Raw genomic sequence first — 26,245 nt, forward strand, 5'->3', positions numbered from 1 at the left:
GATCACTGTGGGCCCCGGCGTTTCTCCGAGAACGGCCGTCACATCTGCCTCGACCGGCTTCCCGTACGGTTCCGGACGCCGCTTGGCCGGCGCGGGTAGATCTGGGTGGTCACGGCTCCTGGAGGAGACGGGCCGAGCGGCGGCCCAGGTGTAGCAGCGGCGGGCAGGTCAGGCGGGTGCCCCAGCGGGTGGGGAGGGCGAAGGCGACGGCCTTGGCCGGTGCGTCGGCGGTGAAGGTCGTCGTGGGGTAGGCGCGGCAGTGTCCCCGGGAGAGCTCCCGGACCAGCGTCAGGCCACGGCCGTTCTCGGCGAGCGGGTCCGGCGTGGCATGCGGGCGGGAGTGGTCGAGGAGCGCGGGAATCCAGCCCAGGTCGGGATCCCCGTCGACGAGCTCGCACCACGTGGGGACGCCCGCCAGGCTGAAGACGCGGATCTCGTACGGCGGACGGGCGTGCCGCTCGCAGTTGGCGGCGAGCTCGGCCGCGACCGCCTCGGTGTCGGCGATGTCGTCGCCGGGCAGGCCCTCGGCCAGCAGCACCTCGCGCACGACGGCGCGGGCCCGGCGGGAGGCCGAGCCCGGACGCAGGACGGCCACCAACATGCCGACCTCGCCGAGGGCCTCCTCCGGGGCTCCCACGCTGGTGACGGTGATCCCCTCATGGGGGAGGCCCGGTGGGTCCGCCGGGTCGCGGAAGGTTGGCCGCATGTGCTTGCTCCGTCGCTGTCGGTGACTGTTCCAGCAGGAAACGCCACGGGACGGGCGGCGGCCAGGTTCGGGTGCGGGCATTGCGGTGCCCCGCGCGGGGTGCGGGAGCGGGGCGTCGCCGCCGCACCCCGCGAGGATCATTCTGTCGGCTGGTCGTTTCCTGGTCGTTTCCGTCGGCGGGCGAGCCGCGCGAGCCGCGTTCGTCGACAATGGGTTGATGATTCGTCGCTCCGGGTGATGGAGGTTGCCGTGGGTGGTGAGGGACGTCCGGAACTGGTGCGGGCTCGTCGGCGAATGGGCATGAGCCAGGACGCGATCGCGGCGGCGCTGTGGGTGTCGGCGACGACGTGGAGCCGGTGGGAGCGGGGACGCCAGGAGATCCGGCCGATCTACCGGGCGCGGATGGCCGAGGTGTTCGGGGTGGACCCGGTCGAGGTCGAACGGTGGATCGAGGGCACCGCCCCGGTCGATACGGAAGCCTGGCTGGTGCCGGACTTCAGCGACCTGTCACTCGGGGCTACCGTCGAGGCGGCCGGACGACTGTGGAGGTGCGACGTGGATCCGGAACGACGACACGTGCTGGCCGCGCTGCCGTTCGTCCCGGCGGCACTGGGCGGATGGCTGTCGGAGTGGAGTTACGGCGCCCCGAACACCTCGGCGGCGTACCAGGGCTCCGGGGCGGCGGTGGGGCTGTCGGACGTGCGGCGGATCGTCGAGGCGCGGCAGGCGTTCGGGGAGATGGATCACCGTTTCGGGGCGGGGATGATACGTCCGGCGGTCGTGGACTACCTGCACAGTACGGTGGCTCCGATGCTGCGTGGCCGCTATGACGACAAGGTCGGGGCCGCACTGATGACGGCAGCGGCGGGGATGACTCTTCAGGCGGGATGGACCGCCTTTGACCTGGGGCGCCACGGACAGGCCCAGCACTACTTCGGTCAGGCGCTCACGCTGGCGAAGGCCGGTGACGACGCACTGACGGGTGCCTGGGTCTTGACGACCATGACGATTCAGGCGATTTACCTGGAGCAGCCCGCCTGGGCGGTGCGGCTGGCGCGAGCCGCCGTGGAGGCGGCTCACCGAGGTCAGGCCCCGCCACGCGTCCTGGCCGAGTTGCTGAGCAGGGAGGCCTGGGCGACGGCCCTACAGGTGAGTATGAGCGACACCGGTGACGGCCATGCCGCCAAACGGGTCGAGCAGCTGCTCGGGGAGGTCGAGCGGGTCTACGCCGGTGGCACCACCGACCGTGATCCCGCGTGGACCGCCTGGTTCGAGCCGACAGAGCCCGTCGCGGAGGCGGGCATCTGCTGGTCCCTCATCGGCGAGCACCGGCGAGGCGCCGACTGTGCTGAGGCGGTGTTGCGCGAGTACGACCAGCGCCGCAACCGCTCGGCCCAGCTCAGCCGGGTGAGCGCGGCCAAGGCGTACCTGGGCATGGGGGAGGTGGAAAAGGCCGTCGACTCGGCACGGGCCGCGATCCCGGCGGCCAGATCGCTGACCTCGCCCCGGCTGGTGGAGAGCATCAGGAAGTTCTCCGACCGCCTTGAGCCGTACGGGACGACCGTCCAGGTCAGGGAGTTCCGCGCCTACCTGGACAGTGAGCTTGTCTCCTGAGGAGGCGTTCCCTGATCCCGCGCGCATCGCCACCCGGAGGTCCGGGGGGTGCCTGGGACCGGGCCGCCGTTCCGATCTCCGGACCGGTCGAACCGCTATCGTGGTGGCGCCGGTTTCCTGGCGGAACGCGGGTAGGCGCCGGTCACGGCCGCCGCCACAGGACAGCTCGACATGGCGGGGGTGTGATGGGGCAGGCCGTACCGTTTCTGCGACGTGTGAAGGTGGAGAACTACAAAAGCATCGCGTCGTGCGATGTCACCTTCACGCCCCTCCTGGTCCTGCTCGGCCCCAATGCGGCGGGGAAGAGTAATTTCCTCGACGTGCTCAGGTTCGTGGCGGACGCGCTGGAGACGACACCCGCCGACGCCCTGATGAAGCGTGGTGGCCTGGATGAGGTGGGCCGACGGGTCCAGACGGACACGAGGTCGTTCGGCGTCTCGCTGGAGTTCGTGATCCAGCCGGACGAAGAGCCGTTGTCGGTCACGTACGGCTTCACCATCGGCCGGGACCCCGCCGGTCGCCGTCCACTTCTCGTGCTCGGAGAGCAGTGCTTCGTCCGTGGGACTCAGTCGCGGTCGAGTTTCAAAGAAGTCAGCTTTGTTATGACCCATGGTTTTTTCAACCAGCGAGGTGACGACGGTATCGAGCCGGACCGGCTCTATCTGCCGCTGGCCGCCACCCAGGGCATTTTCCGTGAGGTCTACCGCAGCTTGCGGAACATGCTCTTCTACCACCTGGACGTGGGCCTGATGCGGCAGGTTCAGTCCAGATCCGCCGGGACCACGCTGGATGACGCCGGAAGGCGGCTGGGATCGGTGCTCGGGTCCCTCGCGCAGCGGTATCCGGCCTTCAAGGCACGGATCGACGACTACATGGGCGCCATCGTTCCCGGGGCCGTGGGGGTCGATCAGCGGCTTCTGGACACCTATTCCACCGTTGAGCTCCTTACCCGTCATGCGGATCGAGAGCTGCTGTTCGGTCCCGAGGCCATGTCCGAGGGGACGTTGCGCGCGGCGGGGCTGCTGGCCGCGCTGTTCCAGCCCGCCGTCCTCGAAGGCGAGGCGACCCTGCTGGGAATCGAGGAACCGGAGACGTCGTTGCATCCGGCGGCCGCGGGGGTGCTGTTCGACGCGTTGAGCGAGGCGAGCGAGCACGTCCAGGTGGTGGTCACCACGCAGAGCGCGGACCTGCTCGATCGCGACGACTTCGATCCGGCGTCCGTACGCGTCGTGACCATGACGGATGGGCTCACGACGATCGGTGAGATCGACGACGTGAGCCGCCGCCTCGTCGACGACCGGCGGGCCACCATCGGGGAGCTGATGCGCGGCAACCAGCTCCGAGCCGGATCTGAGGCGGCCTAGCGACATCGAACGCCTGGTACGAGAGGGTCTATGAACGATCCGGGGGCGCCCGAAGCGAGGCACAGCTAGCGCCTTGGCCCGTCCAATGCGTTTCTCCGTCGGGTGGGGTCAGCGGTGGTAGACCTCCTGGCCGTCGACGAAGGTCATGGCGACCCTGGTGCGCCAGATGTCGGCGGCGGGTTCGGTGAACGGGTCGCGGTCCAGGACGACGAGGTCGGCGCGGTTGCCGGGGACGATGGTTCCGGCGTCGTCGTCGCGGTTGATCCGGGCCGAGCCCGCGGTGTAGGCGGTCAGCGCGGTGGCCAGGGTGAGGCTCTGGCCGGGCAGGAACGGGGTCTGCGCCGTCGGGTAGCCCGCGTGCACCGAGCCGCCGGGTTCGGTGCGGTTGACGGCCACGTGCATGCCCTGGATCGGGTCGGCGTCGGAGACCGGCCAGTCGCTGCCCGCGCAGAACAGGGTGCCGTGGCGCAGCAGGTCGGCGAACGGGTACTGCCAGGCGGAGCGCTCCTCGCCCAGGAAGGGGAGGGTCAGCTCGTCCATCTGGGCGTGGTGGGTGGCCCAGAGCGGCTGCAGGTTGGCGGTCACGCCGAGTTTGGCGAAGCGCGGCACGTCGGACGGCTCGATGATCTGCAGGTGTGCGATGTGGTGCCGGTTGGCCGGGTCGGTCCCCTCGAGACTGTTCAGCGTCTCGCGGACGGCCCGCTCGCCGATGGCGTGGAAGTGCACCTGGAAGCCGTGCCGGTCCAGCTCGGCGACGTACTCTCTCAGCAGCGAGGGGTCCACGTACGACAGGCCGGTGCCGCCGCAGCGGCAGTAGGGCTCGATCACCGCGGCGGTGAAGTTCTCGGCGATGCCGTCCTGCATGATCTTCACCGAGGTGGCGCGGAACCGCTCCAGGCCCTCGGCGGAGCGGCGCCGCTCCAGCAGTTCGGGGATCTGCTCGGCGCCGCGCGCCCGGTCCCACCACAGCGCGCCCACCACGCGGGCCCGCAGCGCGCCGGAGGCCGCCGCCGAGACGTACGTGGGCAGCTGGTCGTCGGAGCCCGCGTAGGAGCCGACGATGGCGTCCTGCCAGCCGGTGACGCCGAGGGAGAACAGGTGCTTCTGGGCCTCCATCAGCGCGTCGTGCAGGTCACCGGGCGTGGGGCGGGGGGTGAGCAGGCCGACCAGGTCCATCGCGCCCTCGTGCAGCACGCCGCTCGGAGTGCCGTCGGCGTCGCGCTCGATCCTGCCGTCGGCGGGGTCGGGGGTGTCGCGGGTGATCCCGGCCAGCTCCAGGGCCCGGCTGTTCACCCAGGCGGCGTGGTGGTCGCGCTGAATCAGGTAGACCGGGCGGTCGACGACGTCGAGCTGGGAGCGGTGCGGCAGGCCGCCGGGGAAGGCCGCCATGTCCCAGCCGCCGCCGTCGATCCACTCGTGGCCGGGATGGGAGGTGGCGTAGGCGGTGATCCGCTCCAGATACTCCGGCAGGCCGTAGACCTCGGACAGGTCGCACCTGGCCCGCTCCAGGCCCGCCAGGATCGGGTGGATGTGCGCGTCGGTGAACCCGGGCGTCAGCAGCCCGCCGCCCAGGTCGACGGTCTCGTGGCCGGGGGCGGCCAGCCGTACGACGTCGGACTCCGCGCCCACGGCGGCGACGCGGCCGTCACGGACCAGCACCGCCTCGGCGAAGGCGTCGGCGGCGAGGAAGACCCTGCCGCCGCGGAAGAGGATGTCGTTCACTCGTTTCCCACTCGGGGGGCGGGCGGGCAGGTCATGGCTCTCCTCGGCATCCGTGTTCTCGGCGTTACCGGCGTTGCCGGTGTCCTCGGCATTCCCGGTGTTCCCGGCATTCTCTGCGTTCCCGGCGCTTTCGGCGTTCCCGGGGTACGGCGACGGTCTCAGCGTCCGGTGATGGAGTCGGCGACGCGGGCCAGCACCGAGGTGCGGCCGAGCCCGGCCTTCTCCCTGGCGTCGGCCCGGCGGTAGAGGTCGTACATGGTGTGCACGCCGATCCACCGCAGCGGTTCCACCTCCCAGCCTCGCACCTTGCGGTCCACCCAGGGGAGGGACGTCAGCTCGGTGTCCTCGCGCAGGATCAGGTCGCGCAGGGTACGGCCGGCGAGGTTGGTCGTGGTCACCCCGTGGCCGGTGTAGCCGCCCGCCCAGCCGATGCCGGTGGTGTGGTCGACGTGCACGGTGGCGCACCAGTCGCGGGGCACGCCGAGCACCCCGGACCAGGCGTGCGCCACGCGAGAGGCCCTGATCGCGGGGAACATCCCGGTCAGCAGCTCCCAGAGCGCCTCGATCGTCCACTCGTGGGTGTGGCCCCGGTCGTCCACGCGGGATCCGTACAGGTAGGGCTTGCCGCGCCCGCCGAACGCGATCCGGCCGTCGGCGGTGCGCTGGGCGTACATGTAGTAGTGCGCCATGTCGCCGAGCAGCTCGTGGCCCTCCCAGCCGATCTCGTCCCACAGCCCGCCCAGCGGCTCGGTTACGATCATGGAGCTGTTCATCGGCAGCCAGGCGCGGTGGTACTGCTTCAGCTCGGCGGTGAAGCCCTCGGTGGCGCGGATGACGTACTCGGCGCGGACCGTCCCGTACGGCGTGCGGGCCTCGCGCGGGGCGATCTCGGTGACCGGGGTGCGCTCGAAGATCTCCACCCCGAGGTTCCGCACGGTCTCGGCCAGGCCCCGGGCCAGCTTGGCGGGCTGGATCCTGGCGCAGTGCGGGCTCCAGATCGCGCTGACCGCGCCGTCCACCCGCAGGCGCTCCTCGCGCTCGGCGGGGTCGAGCAGCCGCAAGTCCTCCTCGGTCCAGCCCCAGTGGCGCTCGTGGGCGAGCAGCCGGTGCAGCCGCCGGTCCTGGGCGGTGTTGGTGGCGACCGTGGTGACGCCGCCCTTGACGATGTCGGCGTCGATCTTCTCGTCCTTGGCGACGGCGACGACCTCGTCGATCGTCTCGAACATCACCCGCTGCAGCCGCCTGGCCGCGTCCGCCCCGTGCGTCCTGGCGTAGCGCTCGGGGGTGCCCGCCAGCTCGCCGACCAGCCAGCCGCCGTTGCGTCCGGAGGCGCCGTACCCGGCGAACTCCTTCTCCAGTACGACGACCCGCAGGCCGGGGCTCGCCTTCTTCAGGTAGTAGGCGGTCCACAGGCCCGTGTATCCGGCGCCGACGATGGCCACGTCGGCGTCGAGGTCGCCTCCGAGTGGGGCGCCGGGCGCGGGGATGCCGAGGGAGCGGTACCAGAAGGAGACGTCTCCGTTGACGAAGTCCCCAGCCAGGGGAACGCGCGTGCTCATGGCCTCATATCCTGCTATATCCGTCTATAGGGGCGTAGCTGTCAACGGAAATCGTTGTAGAAACGCCGTACTGCCGCGTAATGAGTGATCTTCCCAGACGTAACGATGGGCTCACTCATGTGTAGCAGTCCCGTAACAGTGTCAGGCAAGGCTATCCCCCAACAGAGGGAGCATTCTGATGGGGTTTCTGAGGATTCGTACGACCGTTGACGAGAGGCCGGGACGGCTCGCCTCGCTGGCCGCCGCGCTCGCCGCCAAGGGCGGCAACATCCTGGGCCTGAGCGTGCAGACCGACGTGGACGGCACGGTCGACGAGTTCGTCACGGACATCCCCGCCGGAGCCGAGGCGGTGCGCGAGGCGCTGGAGGCCGCCGGGGGACGCCGGGTCCAGGTCGTCACCGCCACCGCCCACGAGCTGACCGACGAGCCCACCCGCATCCTCCTGCTCGCCTCCCGGCTGCGCATGACGCCCTGGCGCCTGCCGGAGCTGCTGGGAGAGCTGCTGCGCGCCGACGACTCCCGCTGGGTCTACGGTTCGGAGATGAGCGATCTTCCGGACCCGACCCTGCTGACCGTGCCCGTGGCCCCGCGCCGCGCGATCAGGGTCCGCCGGGCCGAGCTGCCGTTCACCCTGACCGAGGCCGCCCGCGCGGCCTCCTTCGTACGCCTGGCGCAGCCCCCCGTCGAGCAGGCAGGGGTCGACCGCGAGATCACGCTCTCCGACGGCGTCGAGGTCGAGATCCGCCCGCTCACCCGCCTCTACCGCGAGGCCGTACGCGACCTGCACGACCGCTGCTCGCCCGAGGCCCGCAGGTTCCGCTACTTCACCTCGATGCCGGTGCTGCCGCCGAAGGTCTTCGACCGGCTCTGCGACCGCACCCGGGGTCAGTCGATCGTCGCCGGGTACGACGGCCAGGTCGTCGGCATCGCCAACCTGATGTTCACCGCCGATCCCGGCATCGCCGAGATGGCGTTCCTCATCGAGGACCGCTGGCAGGGCAGGGGGCTGGGGACGGCCCTGGCCGGGATGCTCGTCCGCCAGGCCCGCGACCTGGGCTTCGCCGAGGTCAGGGCGACCCTGCTGTCCGACAACGTCCGCATGCGCAGGCTCCTGGTCTCGCTCGGCGCGACCCTGAACTACACCGAGGACCCCGGCGTGGTGGAGGCCAGGCTGGCCGTGGGCGTGATGGCGACGGTGTCCCCGAGCTGACCCCATCACGTGGCCTTCCCGTTTCGAGATCGCTCAGGGATCCCGAAACGGGGAGGTCGCACTCTTCCCCGTTCCCGCGCGTTCCCTTCCCGTGGGGCGAACCGTCGGCCTCGGCGGGTCGTTCTTCCCGGGAGGGAGTGGGACGCGCTGAACACGCCGCTGCGAGGTAGGTTCGGCGGCTCCGGCGCGCTTCAGGAGGCCCGCCCCTCCTGGGACGGGGACTGCGGGGCGCGGGGCGCTCAGGCGGTGTCGGCGTCTCCGGCGGCGGGGGCGTCGCTGGAGGTGTCGAGGGCGTCCAGTCTGCGCTCGATCCGGTCCAGGCTCTCCTGGACGCGATCCAGCCTGGCCGAGAGCGTCGTTCCCATGACGTGGAGGCCCTCCTCGGCCGCCACCGCGCGCTCTGGGACGCGCCGCCCGAGCAGTGCGGTCACCTGGGCGCGTACGACCTCCAGACGCGCTCCCTGCCCGATCAGCACCTGGCCCGCCACACCCTCGCTCTCGCGGATCAGGCCGAGCAGGATGTGCTCGGTGCCGATGTAGGTGTGGTGCAGGCCGAGCGCCTCGCGCAGGGACATTTCAAGCACCTTCTTGGCGCGCGGGGTGAACGGGATGTGGCTGCCGGGGACCTCGTCGCCCGTGCCGATGATCTCCTCCACGTCGTTCCTGACACGCTCGCCGTCGATGCCGAGGGCCCGCAGGGTGCGGTTGGCGACGCCGTCCCCCTCAAGGACCAGGCCGAGCAGGATGTGCTCGGTGCCGATGTGGTTGTGACTGAGTCTGCGAGCCTCCTCCTGGGCCAGGACCACGACGCGGCGGGCACGGTCGGTGAAGCGCTCGAACACGGGAAGCCTCCGTGAAGGGTGTCGAGGTGCTTGCCCCCACTATGCGTCAGACGGCCGGTGAGCGGGAGGACATCTTCCCGGGCAATTCCCGATCCGTTCATCGTGGCCGATCTCCCTTGATCGATGAAAGCTCACATTTTATTGTTAGCTTCATCGCAAATGTCTTCCGTGTCCGGGGGTGGCGTGCGTAGGGTCCCCGCATGACGATCGACGCCTTCATCGACGCCCTCCCCAAGGTCGAGCTCCACGTCCACCTGATCGGCTCCGCCTCGGTCCCCACCGTGCTGGAGCTCGCCCGCCGCCACCCCGACGGCGGCGTCCCCACGGACGAGGAGGAGCTGCGCGCCTTCTACAGGTTCACCGACTTCCCGCACTTCGCCCGGATCTACCAGGCGGTCAACGCCCTGGTCCGCGAGCCGGAGGACGTGGCGACCCTGGTGCTCGGCCTCGCCGCCGACCTCGCCCGGCAGAACGGCCGGTACGTCGAGCTGACCGTCACGCCGTACGCCCACCACGTCGTGGGCATGCCGATGCGGGAGGTCACCGAGGCGCTCGACCTGGCCGCCCGGCGCTCCCGGGAGGAGCACGGTGTGCGGATGGCGTACGTGTTCGACATCCCCGGCGAGTACGGCGCCGAGGCGGCCCGGGTCACCCTGGACCACGCGCTGCAGGAACCTCCCCAGGCGCTGGTAGGTTTCGGGTTGGCCGGTATCGAGCAGGAACGCCCGAAGTATCGTGACATCTTCGCGGACGCCTTCCGCGCCGCCACCGCCGCCGGGCTGCGCAGCCTGCCGCACGCGGGGGAGATGACCGGCCCCGAGACCATCTGGGAGGCCCTCGACCTCCTGGGCGCCGAGCGGATCGGCCACGGCACCTCCTGCATGGACGACCCCCGTCTGGTCGCCCACCTGCGCGAGACCCAGATCCCGCTGGAGGTCTGCCCCACCTCCAACGTCTGCACCGGCCAGGTCGCCCGCGTCGCGGAGCACCCGCTGCCCCGCATGATCGAGGCGGGCCTGTTCGTCACCCTCAACAGCGACGACCCGCCCATGTTCGCCACCACCCTGAGCCACGAGTACCGCGTCGCCGCCGACCACCTGGGCCTGGACCGCGCGACCCTCACCACCCTGGCCCGCAACGCCGTCGAGGCCTCGTCCATGGACCCGGCGGGCAAGAGGGAGATTCTCGACGAGATCGACGACCTCACCGCCCAGCCCTCCGGGACGACGCTCTGACCCGCCCGAGGCGGCCACCCCGGCCGCACGCGTCGCCGAAGGTCGGGGAACGGCGAGCGCCACCCGCGCCGACGATCGTCCGGGGAGGGCAGGCCCGAGCGGGCCGGTGGCCCTGTCGCACACACGCTACGGCCCCCCTTGTCGCGGATATCTCAGCCATGGCGCCGGTCGCGCTCTCGTCAGTCGAGGTCGAGTTCGAGTCCGAAGTCGAGGCCGCGGAGTTCGGCGCGTGCGGAGATCCCGAGTTTGGGGAACGCCCGGTACAGATGCGAGCCCACCGTCCGCGGGCTGAGGTGCAACCGGTCGCCGATCTCGCGGTTGCTCAGCCCCTTGGACGCGAGCCTGGACACCTCCAGCTCCTGCGGGCTGAGCAGAACGGCGACCGCCCGGCTCCGGTGCGGTACGGTGCCGCCGGCCGCGCGGAACTGGGCGGCCGCGCGCCGTGCCCACGGTGCCGCCCCCAACGCCTCGAACGTCTCGCCCGCGGACCTCAGGATCGGCTGGGCCTCGGTCCTGTGACGGTTGTGGCGCAGCCATTCCCCGTAGAGAAGTTCGGTCCGCGCCCGGTCGAAGGGGCGCCGGTCGAGCCCGCCGCCCGCGAGCGCGCTCCGGTAGTGCGACTCGGCGTGCGCGTCGTCTGCCAGGATCGCGCGGTAGCGGTGCCTTCGGGCCAGGGCGGCGGGCCCGCGGATGCCGCCGGTCCGGGGTTCCACGGCCGCGACGACCCGCCGGGCCGGTTCCGGATGTCCGGCGCGCACGGCGGCCTCGACGAGGTCCGGGAGCATCGCGAAGGCGACGAAGTCATTGGACCGAGGTGAACCCCGGTCGACCAGGCGCATCAACTCCGTGAACGCCTCCTCCGACGCGTCCTCACCCAGCGCCAGCAGCCCCAGGGCGCCGGTCGCGGTCGCCGCGGCGACCCGCTCCCGCAGCGGGAGCGCGATCTCCAGTGCCCGCCGGGCGAGCGTGCGGCATTCCGCGGCCTCGCCGCGCACGGCGGCGAACCGGGCCGACTGGGCGAGGAAGTTGGCCGTCCATCCCCGCTGGCCGGTCTCGTAGCTCAGCCGCAGGCCCTCCTCGGCACGCGCGGCCCCCTCGGTCCAGCGCCCGAGCCGGAACTCGATGTCGACGTGGTAGAACAGCACCTCGGTCAGGAGCGCGGGAGAGCCCGCGGCGCGGACCCGGCGGCCGGTGGCTTCGGCGAGCCGGAGTGCCTGGTGGTCGTCGGGCCCCATCCAGCCGATCACGGTCGCCCACATCCACTCCCGCTCGCCGCCCCCGGCCCCGGCCTGGGCCATGGCGCCCGGCAGTTCCCACAGCTCGGCCCCGGTGATGACACCCTCGTCGCCCTCGAGGAGGCCTTCGGCGGCGCGAAGTGTCGCCGGGGAGCAGTCCAGGCCGGTGATGCGCCTGGTGGCCAGCACCGTCGCCTCCATGTCTCCGGCGTGCAACGCCGATCCCGCCGCGAGCGTGAGGATCCAGGCCGCCTCCTCGGGCTCGGCGGAGGCCGTGAGCTCGGCGCACCGCATCAGGTGTGAGTAGGCGATCGCGGGGTCCCCGCTGTACAACTCGATGGTCCCGTTGAGCCGGGCCAGTACGGCGGGGGGCACGGGCTCGGCCATGACCTGGTCGGCGAGCGTCCGTGCCAGGCCGGGCCGGCCCGCGTCCAGCGCCACGAAAGCGGCGGTCACCGTCCTGCGGCAGCGGTCGGCGGGCGACTCGCTGAGCCGCGCGGCCTGCCGCAGGACGGAGATCGCCGCGGCCGCGCCACCGCGCCGCCGGGCGGCGTCGGCACCTCGCTCCAGCGCGGCGGCGATCTTCTCATCCGGCACGGTCGTGGCCACGGCGAGATGCCAGGTCGCCTGGTCCTCCTCTCCGGCGGCGCCCAGGTACGCGGCGATGGCCAGGTGCGTGGCGCGGCGGCGGTCGAAAGAGGCGTCGGCGTAGACGGCGGAGCGGATCAGCGGATGCCGGAAGCGGATCTCGACCCCGGTGAGCCGCACCAGCCCCGACCGCTCGGCCGGGTCCAGGGCGTCGGCCGGCAGGCCCAGCCGGGCGGCGGCTCCGAGGACGGTGCCGGCGTTCCCGCTCTCCTCCGCGGCCGCCACCAGCAGCGCCGCGCGGCCGTCCGCGGACAGGGCTTCGACCTGGCGCAGGAACGCCGCGCGGACGCGGGCGCTCACGGGCAGGGTTCCGGTCATCGCGAGGTCGGGCAGGGCACGTTCGGGCCCGTCGAGCCGGGCCAACTCGATCAGCGCCAGCGGGTTGCCGCCGGTCGCCGCGACGAGGGCGTCCCGCTGACGGGCGGGCAGCGTCCAGCCGTACGCGTCGAGCAGTCGCGCGGCGTCCTCGGGGGGCAGCCCGTGCAGCACCAGCTCGGTCAGCCCTGCCGTATTGACCTGCGACGATTCGGGTTCGCGCACAGCGAGCAGCATCGCGACGGGCTCGCCGGCCAGCCGTCGGGCGGCGAACAGCAGGGCGGCGGCGGAGGCACGGTCCAGCCACTGCAGGTCGTCGACCGTGACCAGCAGCGGGCGGTCCGCCGCCACCGCCGCGAGCAGGGTGAGCACCGCCGCCGAGACCAGGAAGTCCGAGGCGGGGGAGTCGGTCAGGCCGAGCGCGCCGCGCAGCGCCTCGGCCTGGACGCCGGGCAGCGCGTCCAGGTGATCGAGCACCGGCCGCAGCAGCCCGAGTAGCCCGCTGAAGGCGTGCTCGACCTCGGACTCCACCCCGGCGCACGTGAGCACCCGCATGGGCTCGGGGGCGGTCGCGGTCTCCGCGGCATGGCGTAGCAGCGAACTCTTGCCTATCCCCGCCTCGCCGCGCAGGACCAGCACCCCGCCGCGTCCGCTCCGCGCGTCGGTGAGCAGCCGGGCGACGGCTTCTCGCTCCCCGTGCCGGCCGTGCATCACCTGTGGGTCCCGGGTCTCCGCCGAGGGGCTTCCGGGTGACTGCAGTCGGATCGACTCTGGCCCCGGACCCGCGTCCCCGCGAGGCTGGCGCCGATGGGCGGGTAACACCTGCCGGCCCCGACGACGATGAGGAGACCTTCTGTGGCCACGATGCTGGGAGGAGCGGGCTCGGTGCCGGACGAGGATGGGGCGTCGCCTCCACGGCCGGCGGCGCGACCACAGCGACGGCGCCAGCTTCGCTGGATCATTCCGCTGTTCATCGTGATGCTCGCTTTCGTGGTGTATTCCGTGCCGCCGTACCTCACCTTCGATCCGGCGCAATCGCGGGTCGAGGTGTCCGATGCTCCGTCATTCTTCTATCCCCTGCTCGTGGCGCACATCATGTTCGGCACGGTGGCCCTGCTGACGGGGTGCTTCCAGGTGTGGCCGTGGTTCCGTCGCTCGTTTCCCCGGGTGCACCGCTGGATGGGGCGAGCGTACTTCTTCCTCGGGGTCTTCCCTGCCGGCGTCACCGTGCTCGGGGTCGCTCCGTTCGGCCACACGGGGCTCGGGGGGAACGTCGGGAACACCATGCTGGGGGTGGTGTGGCTGGTCACCAGCATCGTCGGATGGCGGATGGCACGGCAGCGGCGGTTCCCCGAGCACCGCAGGTGGATGATCCGCAGCTTCGCGCTGACCACGTCCATCGTCGTGAGCCGGCTGTGGGCCGGGGTGTTGCTCCTCGTCCAGCTTCCGCGGCTCGACACCACCTACGGCGGCGACGAGCAGGCGATGATCATGGCGATCGGAGCCGCCGGTGTCTGGCTCAGCTGGGTCGTCAACCTGGTGGTCGCGGAATGGTGGCTGGAGTACACGGACCACGCCGGCAGGCCGAAGTCCCGCAGGCGCCCGCGGGGAGGCGTCGCGTCCGCGTCAGGGAGAGGACGTTCCACGGGCTGAGCCGGGTGGCCGCGTCCGAAGACGCCTGCGGCCGGGCGTGGAGGTCACCGTCGTCTTCGGCACTCTCGCACCGTGCGAGCGGCAGTGCCGCCGTGGTCGCAATCGTAAGACGGTCGTTGATATGAAAAATCCTCGCAAATGATTTCTCATTTGCGAGGATTCTCGATGCTCCGAGCCAGGGAGAGTTCAGGGAGAGGAGATCCGGCTCAGGGAGGAGGGGATCTTGGAGGCGGCGGCCCTGTCCAAAAGGAAGAGGGTGCGCCGGCTGCCACGGGCCCCGGCGGCCGGGACCTGCATCGTTCCCGAGTCCGACAGCGCCAGCCGCACAACTCCCGCCTTCTCCTCGCCCGCGGCGATCACCCACACCTCGCGGGAGCCCTGGATGACCGGCAGCGTCAGCGAGATACGGGTGGGCGGAGGCTTGGGCGAGCCGTGCACCGCCACCACCGGGCGGGTGTCGTACAGGGCGGGCATGCCGGGGAACAGCGAGGCGATGTGGCCGTCAGGGCCCATGCCCAGCATCATGAGGTCGAACGACGGGGCCGGGCCGTGGTCCTCGGGGCGCGCGGCGCGGCGCAGCTCCTCGGCGTACGCCTCGGCCGACTCCTCGGCGGTCATGCCCGAGTCGGGGCCGCGCATCACGTGGACCCGCTCGGGGTCGAGGTCGAGGTGGTCGAGCAGGGCCTTGCGGGCGCCGGTCTCGTTGCGCTCGGCGTCGCCGTCCGGCAGGAACCGCTCGTCGCCCCACCAGATGTCCACCTTGCGCCAGTCGACGGCGTCCCTGGCGGGAGAGGCGGCGATCTCGGCGAGGGTGGTGATGCCCAGGGTGCCGCCGGTCAGGACCAGGTGGGCCGAGCCCTTGGCGGACTGGGCGTCGACGGCTCGGACGATCACCCGGGCGGCGACGGCCTTGGCGAGCACGTCGGCGTCGCGGTGGGTGATCACAGTGGGAACGCTCACGGGATTTCTCTTTCGAAAGGAGTGCCCCGCGGCCGTGGCCGCGGGGCACCCACGGCTCAGGACTTGTGGGTCCGGGCGAGTCGCTGGATCGCGGACGCGTAGATCTCGTCGGGGTCCAGCCGCCGCAGCTCCTCGGCGAGGAGCTCCGACGTCGGACGCCGGGTCAGGGCGACCCTGCGGTCCGGCTGGCCGGGGCGCGACAGCATGGCCATGCGGCCGTCACCCCGGGTGATGGTGATGTCGCCGTCGGCCGAGACCAGCTTGACGGCGGTCAGGCCGGGCCCGGGGGAGTCGGCGACCTTCACGGACGCGCCGAGGCGCTCGCCGAGCCAGGCCGCCAGCAGCAGGGCGCTGGCATGGCCGGGCACGGCCTCCACGGTGCCTCGCTTGACCTTGCTCACCGGCTGGTCGAACGCGGCGGCCAGCAGGCTCCGCCACGTCGTCAGCCGGGTCCAGGCCAGGTCGGTGTCGCCGGGCACGTAACCGCGGGCCCGGCCGGTGATCGCCTTGACCGAGTCGGCCGCCGACCGCGCGTCGATGATGCGGCGCTGGGCCAGCATGCCGATCGGATCCTTGGACGGGACCTCGGGACAGTCGCTGGGCCACCAGGCCACCACCGGGGTGTCGGTGAGCAGCAGCGGGCTGACCACCGAGTCGGCGTGCCTGGTCAGCTCCCCGTACAGGCGGAGCAGGATCACCTCGCCCGGGGTCGACTCGCCGAACCGGATCTCGGCGTCGAGCCGGTTCGGCTCCTCCGCGTCGCGGGGGATGACGACCAGGATCCGGGAGGGGTGCTCCCTGGCCGCCTCGGTCGCAGCCCGGACCGCGTCGTACTGGTCGCTCTCACCGCAGACCACCACGAGGGTCAGCACCATGCCGACCGCCGGAGTGCCCATCTGGTGGCGCAGGTGGGTGAGCTGGGAGGAGATCTTCGAGGCGGTCGTGCCGCTGAGCATGAAGCTGGTCATCTACAGCCGCCTCCAGACACGCCCGTCGCGGGCCATCATCTCGTCGGCCGAGGCCGGCCCCCACGTGCCCGCGGGATACTCCTCCGGCGGGCCCTGGGAACTCCAGAAATCCTCGATCGGGTCGAGGATCTTCCATGACAGCTCGACCTCGCGCTGGTGCGGGAAGAGCGGCGGGTCGCCGATCAGCACGTCCAGCAGCAGCCGCTCGTAGGCCTCGGGAGAGGACTCCATGAACGACTCGCCGTAGGCGAAGTCCATCGAGACGTCCCTGACCTCCATCGCGGTGCCCGGCACCTTGGAGCCGAACCGCACCGTGATGCCCTCGTCCGGCTGCACCCGGATGACCAGGGCGTTCTGCCCCAGGATCTCGGTGTCGTCCTTGCTGAACGGCAGGTGCGGCGCTCGCTGGAACACCACGGCCACCTCGGTGACCCGGCGGCCGAGCCGCTTGCCGGTGCGCAGGTAGAACGGCACCCCGGCCCAGCGCCGGTTGGCGATCTCCACCTTGACCGCCGCGTAGGTCTCGGTGATCGAGTCGGGCGGGATGCCCTCCTCCTGCGTGTAGCCGATCACCGGCTCGCCGCCCTGCCAGCCCGGCCCGTAGCGGCCGCGCGCGGTGGCCAGCGACAGGTCGGACGGCAGCCGCAGCGCCTTGAGGACCTTCTCCTTCTCCCTGCGCAGCGAGTCGGCCCCGAACGACGTCGGGTCCTCCATGCCGACCAGGGCCAGCAGCTGCAGCAGGTGGTTCTGGATCACGTCGCGGGCCGCGCCGATGCCGTCGTAGTAACCCGCCCGGCCGCCGATGCCGATGTCCTCGGCCATCGTGATCTGCACGTGGTCGACGTAACCCCGGTTCCAGATCGGCTCGAACAGGTTGTTGGCGAACCGCAGCGCCAGGATGTTCTGGACGGTCTCCTTGCCCAGGTAGTGGTCGATGCGGAACACCGAGCTCTCCGGGAAGACCGCGCTGGTGATCGCGTTGAGCTCCTGGGCGCTCTTCAGGTCGTGCCCGAAGGGCTTCTCGATCACCACCCGGCGCCACGACCCGGCAGGGGCGTCGGCCAGGTCGGTCCGCTTCAGCTGCTGGACCACGACCGGGAAGAACTTCGGCGGCACCGACAGGTAGAAGCCGTAGTTGCCGCCGGTGCCCCGGGTCTGGTCGATCTCCTTGAGCATCATCGCCAGCGTGTCGAACGCGCCGTCGTCGGTGAACTCGCCCCGGCAGAAGAAGATGCCCTCCGACAGCTGCTTCCAGACCTCCTCGCGGAACGGCGTCCGCGCGTGCTCCTTGACGGCGTCGTGGGTCAGCTGCGCGAAGTCCTGGTCCTTCCAGTCGCGGCGGGCGAAACCGACCAGGGAGAAGCCCGGGGGCAGCAGCCCGCGGTTGGCCAGGTCGTAGATCGCCGGCAGCAGCTTCTTGCGGGCCAGGTCGCCGGTCACGCCGAACAGCACCAGCACGCACGGCCCCGCCACGCGCGGCAGGCGCTTGTCGCGCGGGTCGCGCAGCGGGTTGGACTCGATCAGGGCCTCGGTGATGCCGGTGGTCGCCGCGGCGGTGGCGGTGGTGACCGTGGGCGTCACCGTCCCCCCCGTGCCCGTCCCCGTGCTCGTCGCCGAGGTGGTCGTGGTGTCCGCGGCGGCGTCCGCCTGGACGCTCTCCCCGGCACTCGCCCGGGAGTTCTCCTTGCTCATGCGAACCTCCAGCGGCCCATCAGACCTCCCGTGCGGCGGCGAGCAGACGCGCGACTCCGGCGGCGCGGTCGGTCAGGTGCAGCCGCACGGCGGGACGCCCGCGGCTGGCCAGCGCGCCCAGGTCGCCCAGTGCCTGGGCGAGCTGGAGGCGGCCCAGGGTGTAGGGCTTGCCGGGGACCTCGACGTCGTCCGCGACGGCCCCGGTGATCTGCAGGAACACCCCGTTCTGCGGGCCGCCCTTGTGGTACTGGCCGGTGGAGTGCAGGAAGCGGGGGCCCCAGCCGAAGGTGACCGGGCGCTCGGTGCGGATCGCGAGCATCCCGCGCAGCGTGGCCGGGTCGGCCCCGCTCCACACGTCCGTCATCTCCTCGAACGAGGCGCCCTCGGCGTACGGGGCGTCGAAGGCCGCCTCACGGTCGAGGTAGGCCATCACCGCGAGGTAACCGTGCTCGGGGATCGCCTCCAGCAGCCGGGTGAGCACGTCCGACAGGTCCTTGACGTCCTCGGAGCCGGGGAACTCGCCGTACACCTCCACCGGGCCGTCGACCAGGATCGGCGTGCCGACCGGCAGCTCGGCCCGGTCGAGCAGCTTGGCGGTGTTCTCCTTGGACTCGGCCACGTTCGGCTGGTTGAACGGGTCGATGCCGAGGACGCGGCCGGCGACGGCCGTGGCGTACTCCCAGACGAGGAACTGCGCGCCCAGCGGGCCGATGACGGTCACGGCGCCGTCGGTGTCGATCCCGGCGAGCAGCTCGTCGTCGGCGTCGCCGGGGTCGGCGCCCACGACGGGAAGGATGCCCTTGCCGGACTTGCCGGTGGACTCGGCGACCAGCTGCTCGATCCAGTCGGGCAGGCCGTTGATCTCCGACAGGCTGTCCTCGATCACGAGCTTGTCGCGCCCGGCCGTCGCGGCGGCGCCCAGGGCGGCACCGAGGTCGAGGCCGGGGTTGCCCTCGGTCCGCGACAGCAGCGGCAGCACCTCGGCCGCGTCGTCGAGCAGCCGCTCGACGTCGGCGCCCGCCAGCGCGCTGGGCACCAGGCCGAACGCCGTCAGGGCGCTGTAGCGGCCACCCACGTTCGGGTCGGCCAGGATCACCTGGTAACCCGCCTCGCGGGCGCTCGCCTCCAGGGGAGAGCCGGGGTCGGTGACGACGACGATCCTGCCGACCGGGTCGATCCCGGCGTCACGGAAGGCCTTCTCGTAGATCCGCCGGTGGCTGTCGGTCTCGACCGTGCCGCCGCTCTTGCTGGCGACGACCAGGATCGTGTTCTCCAGCCGGTCCTCCAGCGCGCGGCGCACCTGGCCGGGGTCGGTGGTGTCGAGCACGGTCAGGGGCACGTCGGCGGAGGCGGTGATGACCTCGGGGGCGAGGGAGGAGCCGCCCATGCCCGCCAGGACCACGTGGTCCAGGCCCTCGGCGCGGGCACGCTCCACCAGCGCGCCGATCTCGGGGAGCAGTCGCCTGCTCGTCAGCGGGAGGTTGAGCCAGCCGAGGCGGACGGCCGCCTCGGCCTCCGCCTCCGGGCCCCACAGGGTGGGGTCACCGGAGGCCAGAGCCTGGGGGACCCCCTCGGAGGCGAGCTGCCCGGCGGTCTCCGCGGCCTGCTCGGTGAGGTCGTCCTCGCCGAACGTTACGGACACTGACATGTGTTCCTCACGCCTTCTTCAGCTCGGAGGCGACGGTCTCCAGCAACTCGGTCCAGGAGACCTCGAACTTGCTCAGGCCGTCCTCCTCGAGGAACCTCACGACGTCGTCGTAGTCGATGCCGGCCTCCTTGAGGGCGGCCATGGTGTTCCAGGCCTCCTCGTAGGAGGAGCGGACCGTGTCGCCGGTGACGTTGCCGTGGTCGGCCGTCGCGTCGAGGGTCTTCTCCGGCATCGTGTTGACCGTGCCGGGGGTGACCAGCTCGTCGACGTAGAGGGTGTCGGGGTAGTCGGGGTTCTTGGTCCCGGTGGAGGCCCACAGCGGGCGCTGCGGCCGGGCCCCGGCCGCGGCCAGCGCCTCCCAGCGCGGGGACGCGACGACCTCCTCGAAGGCGGCGAAGGCCAGGCGGGCGTTGGCGATCGCGGCCTTGCCCTTCAGCGCCAGGGCCTCGGGGGTGCCGATCTTGTCCAGGCGCTTGTCGATCTCGCCGTCCACGCGGCTGACGAAGAACGAGGCCACCGACTCGATGGCCGACAGGTCCAGGCCGTTGGCCTTCGCCTTCTCCAGGCCGGTGAGCCAGGCGTCCATCACGGCGCGGTAGCGCTCGAGGGAGAAGATCAGCGTGACGTTGACGCTGATGCCCTCGGAGATCGCCTGGGTGATCGCGGGCAGGCCCTCGACGGTGGCGGGGATCTTGATGAACAGGTTGGGCCGGTCGACCAGCCACCACAGCGCGCGCGCCTCGGCGACGGTCTTGTCGGTCTCCCTGGACAGGCGCGGGTCGACCTCGATCGACACCCGGCCGTCCACCTGCCCGCTGGCGTCGTAGACCGGCCTCAGCACGTCGGCGGCCCAGCGGATGTCGTACGTGGTGATGGCCCGCACGGCCTCCTCGACGTCGACGCCGCGGATCTTCAGGTCGTGCAGCTGGCCGTCGTAGGCGTCGCCCTTGCTCAGCGCCGACGCGAAGATCGTCGGGTTGGAGGTGACACCGACCACCTGCTTGTCGGCGATCAGGGACTGCAGGTTGCCCGTACGCAGGCGCTCACGGCTGATGTCGTCCAGCCAGATGGAGACGCCCTGCTCGGAGAGCTTCTTCAGGATCTCACTCATGATCAGTTTCCCGTCGTCTCGCCCTTGTCGGCTCCGGTCTTGGCGAGGCTCGCCTTGGCGGCGGCGGCCACGCGCTCGGCGGTCAGGCCGAACTGCTCGTAGAGGGTCTTGTAGGGGGCCGAGGCACCGAAGTGCTCCAGGCTTACCACCACGCCCTCGTCTCCCACGAACTCCCGCCAGCCCAGCGCGATTCCCGCCTCCACCGCCACGCGAGCGCGCACCGAGGAGGGCAGGACCGTCTGCCGGTAGGCCGCGTCCTGGGCCTGGAACCACTCCACGCACGGCATCGACACGACCCGGGTGGCGATGCCCTCCGCCTCGAGGATCTCGCGGGCCCCGATGGCGATCTCGACCTCGGAGCCGGTGCCGATCAGGACCACCGAGGGCTGCCCGTCGGAGGCCTCCCGCAGGACGTAACCGCCGCGGGCGACCTTCTCCGCGTCGCCGGTGCCCTCGAAGACCGGCAGGTTCTGGCGGGTCAGCGCCAGCGCGGCCGGGCGGTCGTTGTGCTCAAGCACGACCTGCCAGGCGGCGGCCGTCTCGTTGGCGTCGGCCGGGCGCACCACGTCGAGACCGGGGATGGCGCGCAGCGCCCACAGGTGCTCGACGGGCTGGTGCGTCGGGCCGTCCTCGCCCAGACCGATGGAGTCGTGCGTCCACACGTAGGTGACCGGCAGCCTCATCAGCGCCGCCAGCCGCACGGCCGGGCGCATGTAGTCGCTGAACACCAGGAACGTGCCACCGTAGGGGCGGGTGCCGTTGTGCAGCGCGATGCCGTTGAGGATCGCCCCCATGCCGTGCTCGCGGATGCCGAAGTGCAGCGTGCGGCCGTAGGGGTTGCCGGGGAACTCCTTGGTCTGGAACTCCTCGGGGATGAAGGACGGCTCGCCCTTCATCGTGGTGTTGTTGGACTCGGCCAGGTCGGCCGAGCCGCCCCACAGCTCGGGCAGCACCGGCGCGAGGGCGCTGAGCACCTCGCCGGAGGCCTTGCGGGTGGCGACGGAGGAGCCGACCTCGAAGGACGGCAGCGCCTCGGCCCAGCCGGCGGGGAGCCTGCGCACGGAGATGCGGTCGAACTCGGCGGCGCGCTCGGGGTTGGCCTCGCGCCAGCTCTGGTAGAGCTTGTCCCACTCGGCGCGTACCGACCGGCCGCGCTCGACGACCTCGCGGGCGTGCTCCAGGACCTCGGCGGGGACGTCGAAGCTCTTCTCGACGTCGAAGCCCATGACCTTCTTGGTCGCGGCGACCTCGGCGGCGCCCAGCGCCGAGCCGTGGATCTTGCCGGTGTTCTTCTTGTTGGGGGCGGGCCAGCCGATGATCGTGCGCAGCCGGATGAACGACGGCCTGCCGGTCTCGGCGCGGGCGGCCTCCAGGGCCTGGTGCAGCGCCTCGACGTCCTCGACGTAGTCGCCCGTCTGAGTCCAGTCGACGGTCTGGGTGTGCCAGCCGTACGCCTCGTAGCGCGCGACGACGTCCTCGCTCAGCGCGATCTGGGTGTCGTCCTCGATCGAGATGTGGTTGCTGTCGAAGACGACGGTCAGGTTGCCCAGCCGCTGGTGGGCCGCGAGGGCGCTCACCTCGTGGCTGATGCCCTCCTCGATGTCACCCTCGGAGGCGATGCACCAGATGTTGTGGTCGAACGGGCTCGCGCCCGGAGCGGCGTCCGGGTCGAACAGGCCGCGCTCGCGGCGGGCGGCCATCGCCATGCCGACCGCGTTGCCGATCCCCTGGCCGAGCGGGCCCGTGGTGGTCTCGACGCCGACGGTGTGGCCGTGCTCGGGGTGGGCCGGGGTCAGGCTCTCCCACTGGCGGAGCCCCTTGAGGTCGTCCAGGCCGAGGCCGTAGCCCGACAGGAAGAGCTGGATGTAGAGGGTCAGGCTGCTGTGACCCGCCGAAAGGACGAACCGGTCACGACCCGCCCACGAGGGGTCTGACGGATCATGCCGCATCACCCGCTGGAACAGCAGGTAGGCGGCCGGCGCCAGGCTCATCGCGGTGCCGGGGTGACCCGATCCCGCCTTCTCTACCGCGTCCATGGCCAGGGCCCGTACGACGTCGACCGCACGGCGGTCCAGGTCGCTCCATTCGAGGGCTGGCACGAGTTCACTGCTCAAGTGCTCGATCTCCGGATCTAATCGTGTGATGGTGGCGCCGGTCTGGTATTTCCCGCCCACACCGGACCCTAACGGTTTCGACCTCGCTACCGTGGCGTAGGTCCACCCGGGGCGGGTCCGCGGGATCCGAGGCGGTGCGTGCCTCCCTCGCGGGAGCCCCCTCGCGCCGCTTCCGCACCCCGTGCCGGGACCGGCCCCCCCTGCAACTACAGTGAGTCCTCAAGGCTGGCTGGTGCCCGCATTCACGGATCCGCTCTAATCAGAGGTTACGCGTTGACCCCGCACGTGCTGGAAGCGCCTTAGATGGTGCTCACCGACAAGCAATCGACGGCCCCGCCCGAGGCGGGCACGGCTCCCGAGGCCGCGCCGCGCTCCTTCGGCGACGTCGTGAAGGCGTACGTCGCCCTCACGAAGCCGCGGATCATCGAGCTGCTGCTGATCACGACGCTACCGGTGATGTTCCTGGCGGCCAAGGGCCTGCCGCCGCTGTGGATCGCCGTCAACACCCTGGTGTTCGGCACCCTGTCGGCCGGCAGCGCGAACGCGCTGAACTGCTACATCGACCGTGACATCGACGCGGCCATGCGCCGTACCCGGCGCCGCCCGCTCGCCCGCGACCTGGTGCCGCCGACGAACGCGCTGATCTTCGGGATCATCCTCGGCGTGCTGTCCACCCTTGGACTCGGTCTGACGGTGAACTGGCTCGCCGCGGGCCTGTCGCTGGCCGCGAACCTGTTCTACGTGCTCGTCTACTCGATGATCCTCAAGCGGCGGACCTCGCAGAACGTGGTGTGGGGGGGCATCGCCGGCTGCATGCCGGTGCTGATCGGCTGGGCGGGCGTCACCGGCAGCCTCGCCTGGGCCCCCGTGGTGCTCTTCGGCGTGGTGTTCTTCTGGACGCCGCCGCACACCTGGACCCTCGCCATGCGCTACAAGGAGGACTACGCGGCGGCGAAGGTCCCGATGCTCCCGGTGGTCGCCACCGAGCGCCGCGTGGTGCTGGAGAGCATCGTCTACACCTGGGCCACGGTGCTCTGCTCGCTGCTGCTGTGGCCGGTGGCCGGGACCACCCTCCTCTATCCCGTCGTGGCCGCCGTCCTCGGCGCCGCCTGCCTGTGGGAGGTCCACCGCCTCCTCGGCCGGGTCAACGCGGGCAAGACCGGTGTGGACCTGCGCCCGATGCGCTTCTTCCACTGGTCCAACGCCTATCTGGCGCTGCTCTTCCTGGCCGTCGCCATCGACTCGATGTTCGTCTGATGTCCGCCTGATATTCGTCTGATGCCCATCTGAGCCGTCTCACACGTACGGTCTCCTCCGGTGCGCCCGTTTCCGCGCCCCGGCCACGGGGGAGACGTCTCCCGGGGGAAGATGTTTTCTTGACCGGCCCGGGGAGGGCCTGGCCGTGGGGAGGGTGGTTCGTGGTCTTCGGTAAACCCCGGGAGCCGGATTCCGGCTCCGGCCGCGCGGGAGGCCCATCACTCGGTATGGTTTCGGGATTCGCTGTGGCCGGCCGGGTTCACCGGGTTCTCGGCGGGGAGTGGCCGGGGTCCGGCGGCGGGTTGAGGTACGTCAACCTTCGGGTGGTAATCTCCCGGTTCGATCCGTGGGATGGGCGCCAACGGTTACGGTGGCCACATGGCCGGCCATGATCCCCGCTGGGTGCTCAGGGACCGCCCGTCGGTCGCGCTGATCGCCGGGCTCGTCCTGGCGGGGCTGTGCGCCCTGGTGTCGTTCTCCTTCGACGTGCTGAACGGCGACCCGGTCTACTTCTTCATCGCCCTGGGCCTCGCGCTGGCGCCCGTCCCGGTGCTGCTGGCCGCGGTGCTCGCGCTCGACCGCATCGAGCCCGAGCCGCGCGGCAACCTGCTCTTCGCGTTCGCCTGGGGCGCGGGCGTGGCGGTCCTGGTCGCCGGGGTGATCAACTCCTTCAACCTGCTCTACATCGAGAACACCGTCCAGCTGGGCTACGACTACGCGCGCAACATCACCGCCACCTTCGGCGCCCCGGTGGTCGAGGAGACGATGAAGGGCCTGGTCCTGCTGGGCCTGCTCAGGTTCAAGCGCGCCGAGCTGGACGGGCCCACCGACGGCATCATCTACGCGAGCATGGTCGGCCTCGGCTTCGCCATGAGCGAGAACGTCAGCTACTACGTGGCCGCGCTCGACGAGCTGGGCGCGCAGGGCCTGGCGGTGACCGTGGTGCTGCGGGGGATCCTCTCGCCGTTCGCGCACCCGCTGTTCACCTCCATGATCGGTGTCGCGGTGGCCTACGCGGCGCAGCGCCGGGGCCCTGGCCGGATCTTCGTCATCGCCGCCGGATGGATCGGCGCGATGCTGCTGCACGGCATCTGGAACGGCTTCGCCTCCTACGTCGGCATCGGCGGCCTGGCCATCGCCTACCTGCTGCTGATGACCGTGCTGTTCGTGCTGATCTGGATCATCTTCCGCGACCGCAAGCGCATCATCGCGCTCATCCAGACCTACCTGCCCGCCTACTGGGCGACGGGGCTGGTGTCCTCGGGCGACGTCGCGATGCTCTCGTCCCTGCCCAGCCGCCGCCAGGCCCGGCAGTGGGCCAGAAAGCACGGGGGCAGGAAGGCACTGCGGGCGATGAGCGACTACCAGCTCGCGGCGACCGAGCTCGGCCTGCTCCACGAGCGGGCCAGGGGCCACGTGATCGACGAGCGCACGTTCAACGAGGAGCAGCGGGCACTGCTGGAGTGCATGGCCGGCGCCCGTGCCCAGTTCCCCGCGTCGCCCGCGGCCGGGAACGCTCCGGCGGGCCAGGCCTCCGGCGGTCCCGGCCGCGCACCGGGCGGTCCGCCCCATCCGCAGGGAGGCTCCGCCGGTCCCCCGTGGGGTGGTCCCGGCCATCCGCCGCAGGGCGGGTCGTTCCACCCGTAGGGCGGCCCCGGCCGGGTGCCGGGGACGGGGTTCACCCCCGCCGGAGCGCGGTCTCCAGGGTGGTCTCGCGTGGGCCGGGGAAGACGGGCCGCGAGTCGAGGAGCACGGAGTCGACGAGCCCCTTCGCCGAGGCGAGGAACTCGCGGGCGGCGAGACCGTAGGTGGACACCCACCGCTTGGACGAGTCGTCGCCCACGCCGAAGGTGTCGATGCCCGCCGTGCGGCACAGGGCGACCGCCCTGGGCAGATGGAACACCTGGGTGACCACGGTGACCTTGGTGGCGCCGAACACGGTGCGCGCCCGCACGCACGAGTCCCAGGTGTCGAAGCCCGCGTAGTCCAGGACCAGCGCCCCGGCCGGTACGCCGCTCGCCAGCAGGTGGTCGCGCATCACGGTCGGCTCGTCGTACTCCTCGCGGCTGTTGTCGCCGGAGAGCAGGATCGCCTTGACCTTGCCCGCCCGGTAGAGCTGCGCGGAGATGTCCAGCCGCCTGGCCAGCATGGGGCTGGGGGCGCCTCCGACGACGCCCGCCCCCAGCACCAGCGCCACCGGGGCCTCGGGAACCCCGGCCACCCAGCCGGGGGAGGAGTCGGCGACCGCCCGGTGCCCGGAGCTGGTCAGCCAGGTCCAGGTGATCGGGGCGATGGCCAGGACGCTCAGCAGCACGGTGCCCTGGTAGCAGCGCCGTATGGTCGTGCGTGACAACGACATCCGATCATTGTCCAGCCGTACCGGGACCGCGTC

General features: G+C 71.4%; 18 protein-coding genes and 1 pseudogene. 7 read left to right on the forward strand and 12 right to left on the reverse strand.

The window, feature by feature from the left end:
- Positions 1-109: 109 nt before the first annotated feature.
- Positions 110-706 (reverse strand): ATP-binding protein, encoded by a 597-nt coding sequence (locus OG587_RS24195; protein ID WP_329079047.1) that lies wholly within the window; start codon positions 704-706, stop codon positions 110-112.
- A gap of 237 nt (positions 707-943) precedes the next feature.
- Between OG587_RS24195 and OG587_RS24200 the strand changes: the two genes are divergently transcribed.
- Together OG587_RS24200 and OG587_RS24205 are read left to right on the forward strand one after the other, a co-directional pair.
- On the forward strand, positions 944-2,320 hold the full coding sequence (locus OG587_RS24200) for a helix-turn-helix domain-containing protein (protein WP_329079049.1): 1,377 nt from the start codon (positions 944-946) through the stop codon (positions 2,318-2,320).
- Positions 2,321-2,541: 221 nt separating this feature from the next.
- Positions 2,542-3,684, forward strand: a complete 1,143-nt coding sequence (locus OG587_RS24205; RefSeq protein WP_443075215.1) for an AAA family ATPase — start codon at positions 2,542-2,544, stop codon at positions 3,682-3,684.
- A gap of 108 nt (positions 3,685-3,792) precedes the next feature.
- Here OG587_RS24205 and OG587_RS24210 read toward each other — a convergent pair whose 3' ends face one another.
- Entirely contained in the window at positions 3,793-5,406 is a 1,614-nt protein-coding gene (locus OG587_RS24210; protein WP_329079053.1) for an amidohydrolase, read from the reverse strand.
- Between the two features lie 158 nt (positions 5,407-5,564).
- Positions 5,565-6,965 carry an NAD(P)/FAD-dependent oxidoreductase gene (locus OG587_RS24215; RefSeq protein ID WP_329079055.1) on the reverse strand — a complete coding sequence of 467 codons (1,401 nt, stop codon included), beginning with the start codon at positions 6,963-6,965 and terminating at the stop codon, positions 5,565-5,567.
- A gap of 178 nt (positions 6,966-7,143) precedes the next feature.
- Here OG587_RS24215 and OG587_RS24220 point away from each other — a divergent pair, with 178 nt between their 5' ends.
- Positions 7,144-8,175 (forward strand): GNAT family N-acetyltransferase, encoded by a 1,032-nt coding sequence (locus tag OG587_RS24220; protein ID WP_329079057.1) that lies wholly within the window; start codon positions 7,144-7,146, stop codon positions 8,173-8,175.
- 416 nt (positions 8,176-8,591) lie between these two features.
- Here OG587_RS24220 and OG587_RS24225 read toward each other — a convergent pair.
- Positions 8,592-9,017: pseudogene (locus OG587_RS24225) on the reverse strand (Clp protease N-terminal domain-containing protein); the annotation flags it as partial.
- 200 nt (positions 9,018-9,217) lie between these two features.
- Between OG587_RS24225 and add the strand changes: the two are divergent.
- A complete protein-coding gene (add, locus tag OG587_RS24230) occupies positions 9,218-10,252 on the forward strand; it encodes an adenosine deaminase (RefSeq protein WP_329079058.1) in 1,035 nt (344 codons plus the stop codon).
- Between the two features lie 179 nt (positions 10,253-10,431).
- On the opposite strand, the gene OG587_RS24235 is transcribed toward add, so the two are convergent.
- The gene (locus OG587_RS24235) at positions 10,432-13,161 is read right to left on the reverse strand and encodes an AAA family ATPase (RefSeq protein WP_329079059.1); all 2,730 of its coding nucleotides are present in this window, start codon (positions 13,159-13,161) and stop codon (positions 10,432-10,434) included.
- Positions 13,162-13,314: 153 nt separating this feature from the next.
- Here OG587_RS24235 and OG587_RS24240 point away from each other — a divergent pair, with 153 nt between their 5' ends.
- The gene (locus OG587_RS24240) at positions 13,315-14,103 is read left to right on the forward strand and encodes a DUF2306 domain-containing protein (RefSeq protein WP_329093995.1); all 789 of its coding nucleotides are present in this window, start codon (positions 13,315-13,317) and stop codon (positions 14,101-14,103) included.
- 186 nt (positions 14,104-14,289) lie between these two features.
- Here OG587_RS24240 and pgl read toward each other — a convergent pair whose 3' ends face one another.
- Genes pgl through tkt form a run of 6 tightly spaced genes read right to left on the reverse strand, consistent with a single transcriptional unit; the run spans position 14,290 to position 22,581 of the window.
- On the reverse strand, positions 14,290-15,063 hold the full coding sequence (pgl, locus tag OG587_RS24245) for a 6-phosphogluconolactonase (protein WP_329079062.1): 774 nt from the start codon (positions 15,061-15,063) through the stop codon (positions 14,290-14,292).
- Positions 15,064-15,119: 56 nt separating this feature from the next.
- Positions 15,120-16,031 carry a glucose-6-phosphate dehydrogenase assembly protein OpcA gene (locus OG587_RS24250; RefSeq protein WP_329079063.1) on the reverse strand — a complete coding sequence of 304 codons (912 nt, stop codon included), beginning with the start codon at positions 16,029-16,031 and terminating at the stop codon, positions 15,120-15,122.
- Entirely contained in the window at positions 16,032-17,723 is a 1,692-nt protein-coding gene (zwf, locus tag OG587_RS24255; RefSeq protein ID WP_329079064.1) for a glucose-6-phosphate dehydrogenase, read from the reverse strand. It abuts the gene before it with no gap.
- A gap of 19 nt (positions 17,724-17,742) precedes the next feature.
- Positions 17,743-19,371 carry a glucose-6-phosphate isomerase gene (locus tag OG587_RS24260; protein ID WP_329079066.1) on the reverse strand — a complete coding sequence of 543 codons (1,629 nt, stop codon included), beginning with the start codon at positions 19,369-19,371 and terminating at the stop codon, positions 17,743-17,745.
- Between the two features lie 7 nt (positions 19,372-19,378).
- Positions 19,379-20,482 carry a transaldolase gene (gene tal / locus OG587_RS24265; RefSeq protein WP_329079068.1) on the reverse strand — a complete coding sequence of 368 codons (1,104 nt, stop codon included), beginning with the start codon at positions 20,480-20,482 and terminating at the stop codon, positions 19,379-19,381.
- 2 nt (positions 20,483-20,484) lie between these two features.
- Complete coding sequence (gene tkt, locus OG587_RS24270; protein ID WP_329079070.1) at positions 20,485-22,581, reverse strand: transketolase; 2,097 nt, start codon at positions 22,579-22,581, stop codon at positions 20,485-20,487.
- Positions 22,582-22,899: 318 nt separating this feature from the next.
- Here tkt and OG587_RS24275 point away from each other — a divergent pair, with 318 nt between their 5' ends.
- Together OG587_RS24275 and OG587_RS24280 are read left to right on the forward strand one after the other, a co-directional pair.
- On the forward strand, positions 22,900-23,853 hold the full coding sequence (locus OG587_RS24275; protein ID WP_329079072.1) for a heme o synthase: 954 nt from the start codon (positions 22,900-22,902) through the stop codon (positions 23,851-23,853).
- Positions 23,854-24,231: 378 nt separating this feature from the next.
- Entirely contained in the window at positions 24,232-25,500 is a 1,269-nt protein-coding gene (locus OG587_RS24280; RefSeq protein WP_329079074.1) for a PrsW family intramembrane metalloprotease, read from the forward strand.
- A 31-nt stretch (positions 25,501-25,531) separates the two neighbouring features.
- Here OG587_RS24280 and OG587_RS24285 read toward each other — a convergent pair whose 3' ends face one another.
- A complete protein-coding gene (locus OG587_RS24285) occupies positions 25,532-26,212 on the reverse strand; it encodes a SanA/YdcF family protein (protein WP_329079076.1) in 681 nt (226 codons plus the stop codon).
- Positions 26,213-26,245 lie beyond the last annotated feature (33 nt).

Origin of the sequence: Streptosporangium sp. NBC_01469 (assembly GCF_036227305.1) — a bacterium.
In the GTDB taxonomy this organism is placed as follows: Bacteria; Actinomycetota; Actinomycetes; order Streptosporangiales; family Streptosporangiaceae; genus Streptosporangium.